Below are 5,925 nucleotides of genomic sequence, written 5' to 3'. Positions count from 1 at the left end.
CAATTATTATTGTTGCAAGCCTTATTAGCTTACTCTACTACTTATACTATTACTAATGATTACATACTATTACTAAAACAATTAATTATAATGAATCAAGTTCCTTAGATTTTTCTACAACTACTGGTGGAGTCTTTTCAACTTCTAATATAGCATAAGCAATTGCACTTTCTTGTCCGTGCGATATACTAAGATGAATATTATATTGACCTTCTTTTTTAGCTATAAGCTTAGCTTTTCCTTTTAAAATTACTATTGGCTTTCCAAACGTCGTCCGATCAATTTCAATATCTTTAAAATCAAACCCCCTAAAGCCTGTCCCTAAAGCTTTTGCAACAGCCTCTTTCGCAGCAAATCTACCAGCCACATATTCTGCTCGTAAATTTCTACTTTTAAGATACTCTAGTTCTGCACTCGTAAAAATTTTTTCTAAAAAGCCATTGTTTCTTTCCATAGCGTTTTTTATTCGGCTGATTTCAACTATATCAGTCCCTACACCTAGAATCATAATTACCAACTCCCACTTGTAAATATGTACTTTATAAATTTTAATCTTCGGTCTACTATTATATTATAATATAACGCTAGACTGTTAAATTATAACCTGAACCATTTATAGTATTATACTCTATAATTTTATAATTTTCTATTATAAAAAAAAAAGAGAATACTCATCCTCTAAAGGAGGAATGTTCTCCTCAATATGTTAGGTAAAAATGATTTATTAACAAGTAGCTGTACTTACTAAAATTTCATCAAAATCACTAGTATAATCATCAATATACTCTCCCAATACATCAATCATGTGGATAGGTGATACTTCATTATCATATACCATATTCAAAAGTTTTTTAACTTTATATCTTTCTGGGCTTATATTTTCAACGCAATCCCTTTGTATTCCTACAACTGTACCATCAATAACATCTTGTCTTTCTATTTCAATCCCGTAAGCTTGTATTTCTGCAAGTTTTCCATACATAGATACAGATATTTGACCTTTTAGCAATCTGTAAGAATAATTGTAATCCACATCACCATTTGTTATTTTTTTATATAAACTTTCTATAATTACCATATTACTCTACCCCCCATACTTTCTTATGAGAATACAATAACATTATTTCCAAAAAAAATATGTCATTTCATGAAATACGTTTACATAAACTTATCTCTTTTAACTGACAACTTCAACCCTATCCACCCACTATCCACCCTTAATATCAAGATTAATAAAGAATACCTATAGGTTAAAATTATATGCTCTGGTTAATTTGTCGAAATTACAATAAATATAACTAAAAGTTTTTTAATTAAGATTGAATATTTTTTAACAAATTATGGTTTTTTTATATAAAGCTTCTAAATTAATGAAAAATGTAGTTATTATGTAAATGTTTATCATATTATCTTAGTATTTTACATATAATTTCATTTTTTCTTTAATTAGACTTTAATATTCGTAAATTTTATGCTTTAATTCTTTTACCATTTTGTATCGATCAACACCAATATATTTACATAAATCTTCTAGTATTAATAAACTAGCAAGAATAATAGTATTAAAATAAAATCTGCTTTTGACTTATCGGATCCATTAACCACTCCCCTAATAATCTTATTCAAAGAAATATTCTTATAATATTCCAGCATTTTCAAAGTGTAATTATTCTCTATAAACTTACCTACAATGCCAACATCAATAAGTATTATTTCACCCTTTGTATTAAAAAAAACGCCAGCGCCCAACATTTCACTCTTTTCATTAATCTCTGAAAGTATTTGTTTCATCCTATAATTGAAAAAACTAGTAAACTCACCCTTAGTAATAAAAGACTCAAGTTCAGTTGTAGCAACAACATAAACTAAATCAGAAAACTTTTTATAAATCTTCTTTAAATGTTTTTTATCATTATTCTCCATATCACTCATAATCACATCTCTCTCTTCACCAAAATAAATTAATAATCATCTCTCAATTACATTACATTTAGTGTGGCATAATACAAATAAACTATACCAAATAACGTGAAAATAAAAACTAATACTTTTTACTAATTCATACTATTTATAAAAATGTTATGAAATACTATCTTTATACTTTATATATAAATATTTATTTTTAAAAAACGATATGTATAACAATGTTAATATTTTTTTTAATCCTTTCACTGAATTACCACACTCAAATTCTATAAATTTATCTTTACTTTCAATAAAAATTAATTCATTACTTCTGCACCAGTCAATTTTCAGGTAAATTGAATGGCTCCCCTCCACAACATCTATTTCTTTAGTTTCTCCATCCCCAATATTTCCATAAAGCATACCATCTATAATAATCTCATAACATCTATACTTATCATAATATATTGATTCTCTTGATAGTTGGATCATAATTGCATTCCCCCTAGCCCACTCCAGTGAAACGTCGAGTGTTAACGTACAAAATTGCCGCGAAGAAGTACTAGTATACCTTTTCCCTGAAGCGACGCACACTAAGCAGCTAATCTAGATTTTCTCTTACGTAACTTACAACAAAAGCTAATTTAACCCTAACCCACTCGAGTAAAACGATGAGTGTTAACACACAAAATCACCACGAAGACGTATTAGTATAGATTTTCTCTGAAGCGCCGCGAAAAAGTACTAGTATTATTTTTCTCTGGAATGACTTGCAATAAGAAGCGAAAAAACTATTGAAATCTAATTTAGAAATTCTTCTTTTGCTAATCTAAAATTCTCGTAAGACTGCCAGGTTGCATAACAATTAATAATTGTTATGTCCCCCAGAGAACTACCCAGAGGCCCAGTCTAGCGAACCCGAGACAGGACGTCGAGTGTGAGCTGTTAGAGAATTTTATATTCGCAAAAGATTAGAATTTCTTAATGGATTTCCAGTTTCGAGCTCACATTGCAAAGCACGCAAGAGAATTGGATACCTTTATCTACTTTAACACCGAATCAATCATAGCCCACTCAAGTAAAACGATGAGTGTCAACACACAAAATCACCACGAAGACGTATTAGTATAGATTTTCTCTGAAGCGCCTCGTAATAAGTAACTTGTATAAATATTCTCTCTTGCGTAACTTACAACAAAAGCTAATTTAACCCCAGTCCACTCGAGTAAAACGACGAGTGTCAACACACAAAATCACCACGAAGACATATTAGTATAGATTTTCTCTGAAGCCACTAGTAATAAGTAACAATTATAATAGTTCTCTTGCGTGAATTACAACAAGAGGCGAAAAAACAATTGAAATTCCATTTAAAATTCTTCTTTTGCCAATCTAGAATCTTCGTAAGATTGCCCACAGGGCAATCTAGTGAACCGGCAGTATGCCGAATGTGAACGTTAGATGATTCTAGATTCGCAAAAGATTAGAATTTCTTAATGGAATTTCATGTTTTGAGCTCTGTTGCAAAGCACGCAAGAGAATGGGATACCTTTACTTTAACGCCGCCTCAATACCATCTGCCAAACCCTTTGCCAACTTATCTTGATAAGCTCCAGTTGATAACATCTGATCTTCACTACGATTTGATAAAAAACCCATCTCCACTAAAATAACAGGAACCTTAGACCAATTAAATCCTGTCATATCATCTCTTTCGACAACACCTCTATCATTCATACCTACATCCTTAATAAGACTTCTAAACACTACTTGCCCATACTGTTTACTCAACTTATATATTGGATCTGTATTTTTAGTATCTGTAGGTACAAGCATTGACGCTCCATTAACAGATGAATCATCATTTGAATCTGCATGAATCCTTATAACTAAATTAGCCTTAGCATTGTTTCCAACCTCAGCCCTTGCAATATTCCCAAGCATTTGACTATTTTGCGTTTTAGTCATCTTTACATTATATCCTTTTTTAACAAGCAAAGCTTTTAATCTAACTGCTACCGCCATATTAACCACGTACTCAGGCGTTCTTGTATTAATACCTTGAGCTCCACCTGGTTCCTTTATTTTCGTTTTTATTGAATCTGGTGCTTCCCTTTCTAACACTTTGCTTGTAATACTTGCATGTCCTGGGTCTATAACAACTACCTTCGCCAAATTTTTCTTCAAAGCTTCTTTCTTTTTATTGATCTCAAGTAAGGCCTTAGCTTCCTTTGCAGACTTTACTTTCTGTGCCTCTTTCGCTTGTTCTACCTTTTTTGCTTTTGCTTTTGCGAGTAATTTTTCATTGACAATCTTTTTCAACTTTATATTTTGATTATTTGTTATTATAGCTTGTACAGATTTTTCATTTTTTTGCCTTACGTCATTTATTTTATATAATACCCCACCTATAATAATAAAACACATAAAAGCTAGTAATATTTTTTTAGTTTTAGTCATTTCACCCTCCTGAATTCTTTATGTAAAAAATAGAAACAATGTATGTTTATTGTACCACTTCTTTATTAACACATATGATTATACCAGATTCGCTCCAAATTTTTATAAATAATTTTTCCATTAAATACTAATCACTACAAGTTATTCACTTAATTATGTTTTATATATTAAATACCCAAGTATCTCATAGTATTAAAGATAATAAAAAGCCTAAAATAATAATATTAAATATAAAAAAAAGGAGGAGTTTCGATGGCTCACAATAATAATTTCTACTGTAATGAAGATCGTTATAAAATTGAAGAAGCTAATAGACTAGAAGCTCTTGAGAATATAGTAGGAAATCATACTAAAACAAAAGGTTTTATTGAAAATCATTCAGATAAAACTAACTCAAAAGAAATAAACAAATTGACTTGATCATTATTTGTTTTTTAATATAAAAATAAAGCAAGCAAATTCCTAAGGAATTTACTTGCTTTATTTTTAGTCTTTATACTGCAAATTCTTCTTGTGAATTCAAAATAAATTTGTTAATTACAAATGCTACACCATCTTGATCGTTAGTTTTAGTTATAAAATTAGCAGATCTTTTAACCTCTGGATATGCATTTCCCATTGCAACTCCAAGTCCAGCATACTTAATCATATGAATGTCATTGCCAGCATCGCCTATGCATATAACTTCTTCTTGCTTAATATTTAATTTTTCAGCAAGTGCTGCTACTCCAGCACCTTTATTAACCGATTTAGGGAGAAATTCTAGGTAAAAAGATTCACTTCTAACTACTGTATATTTATCACTTACTTCTTCTGGTATTTTTCCCATAACATCTTCTATAATTTCTGGCTTGTCCACAAACATAACCTTAACTATTGTAGTATCTGCAGGTACATCTTCTACAGCCATTATATCATTAGGAATATGATTCATTTCTGCTTCATGCCTAGTGAATGTAGTGTCTTTGGGAGATATAACTGAATCCTCTGTTAACGCATGTATATTAACATTTAGCTTTTTACTTAAACTATATATATATTTATAATCTTCAAGAGTTAATGTTGTTTTAGATATTATCTCATTACCTTCAGAGTTTTGGACAAGTGCTCCATTAAATGCTACAGCATAATTATCCTCTGAAACTAAGTTAAGTTCTTCTAGATATCTTTTAAACCCAATCAGCGGTCTTCCTGATGCTAGTACAACCTTGACTCCATTATCTTTTGCTTGTTGTATCGCATTAAAATTAGCTGGTGAAATTTTCTTTTCACTATTTAATAAGGTTCCATCCATATCTATTGCTATTAATTTATACATTTTTTACCCCCACGTGACCACTTTTGTTAACCTAAATATAGTATATCATAGAATTTTATAAGTAATGGATTACATGTTTTATAAACTTTATATTGATTATGTTTTTAGATAAAATATTTACATCCTTTAAATAAATAATGACATTTACTTTATATTAATGTAATATAATAGAAGTAATGCAAAAATGGGTAGTGTAAAGTGATCTATGAAAAAATTAGATGAACTAGTTAGTCTTGAATATA

General features: G+C 29.9%; 7 protein-coding genes. 1 reads left to right on the top strand and 6 read right to left on the bottom strand.

Features of this window, described 5'->3' with window-relative positions:
* Positions 1-85: 85 nt before the first annotated feature.
* The 5 genes from acpS to Q0649_RS09390 all read right to left on the bottom strand — a co-directional run bounded on the left by acpS (position 86) and on the right by Q0649_RS09390 (position 4,365).
* Positions 86-508 (bottom strand): holo-ACP synthase, encoded by a 423-nt coding sequence (acpS, locus tag Q0649_RS09410; protein ID WP_298840704.1) that lies wholly within the window; start codon positions 506-508, stop codon positions 86-88.
* A 216-nt stretch (positions 509-724) separates the two neighbouring features.
* Positions 725-1,078: a DUF6514 family protein gene (locus Q0649_RS09405; protein WP_298840701.1), complete on the bottom strand. Its 354-nt coding sequence runs from the start codon at positions 1,076-1,078 to the stop codon at positions 725-727.
* 458 nt (positions 1,079-1,536) lie between these two features.
* Positions 1,537-1,932 carry a hypothetical protein gene (locus Q0649_RS09400; protein ID WP_298840698.1) on the bottom strand — a complete coding sequence of 132 codons (396 nt, stop codon included), beginning with the start codon at positions 1,930-1,932 and terminating at the stop codon, positions 1,537-1,539.
* Positions 1,933-2,079: 147 nt separating this feature from the next.
* Positions 2,080-2,397, bottom strand: coding sequence for a hypothetical protein (locus Q0649_RS09395; protein WP_298840695.1), 318 nt, complete (start codon positions 2,395-2,397; stop codon positions 2,080-2,082).
* A gap of 1,059 nt (positions 2,398-3,456) precedes the next feature.
* Positions 3,457-4,365, bottom strand: coding sequence for an N-acetylmuramoyl-L-alanine amidase (locus Q0649_RS09390; protein WP_298840692.1), 909 nt, complete (start codon positions 4,363-4,365; stop codon positions 3,457-3,459).
* A gap of 252 nt (positions 4,366-4,617) precedes the next feature.
* Here Q0649_RS09390 and Q0649_RS09385 point away from each other — a divergent pair, with 252 nt between their 5' ends.
* Positions 4,618-4,785 carry a hypothetical protein gene (locus tag Q0649_RS09385; protein ID WP_298840689.1) on the top strand — a complete coding sequence of 56 codons (168 nt, stop codon included), beginning with the start codon at positions 4,618-4,620 and terminating at the stop codon, positions 4,783-4,785.
* Between the two features lie 73 nt (positions 4,786-4,858).
* Here the strand turns inward: Q0649_RS09385 and yidA are convergent, their stop codons facing one another.
* A complete protein-coding gene (yidA, locus tag Q0649_RS09380) occupies positions 4,859-5,683 on the bottom strand; it encodes a sugar-phosphatase (protein ID WP_298840686.1) in 825 nt (274 codons plus the stop codon).
* Between the last annotated feature and the right edge of the window lie 242 nt (positions 5,684-5,925).

Origin of the sequence: uncultured Clostridium sp. (assembly GCF_937920395.1) — a bacterium.
GTDB lineage: Bacteria > Bacillota > Clostridia > Clostridiales > Clostridiaceae > Clostridium_AD.
Note: the sequence above shows the minus strand (reverse complement) of the source record. Positions and strands in the feature narration are given on the sequence as shown.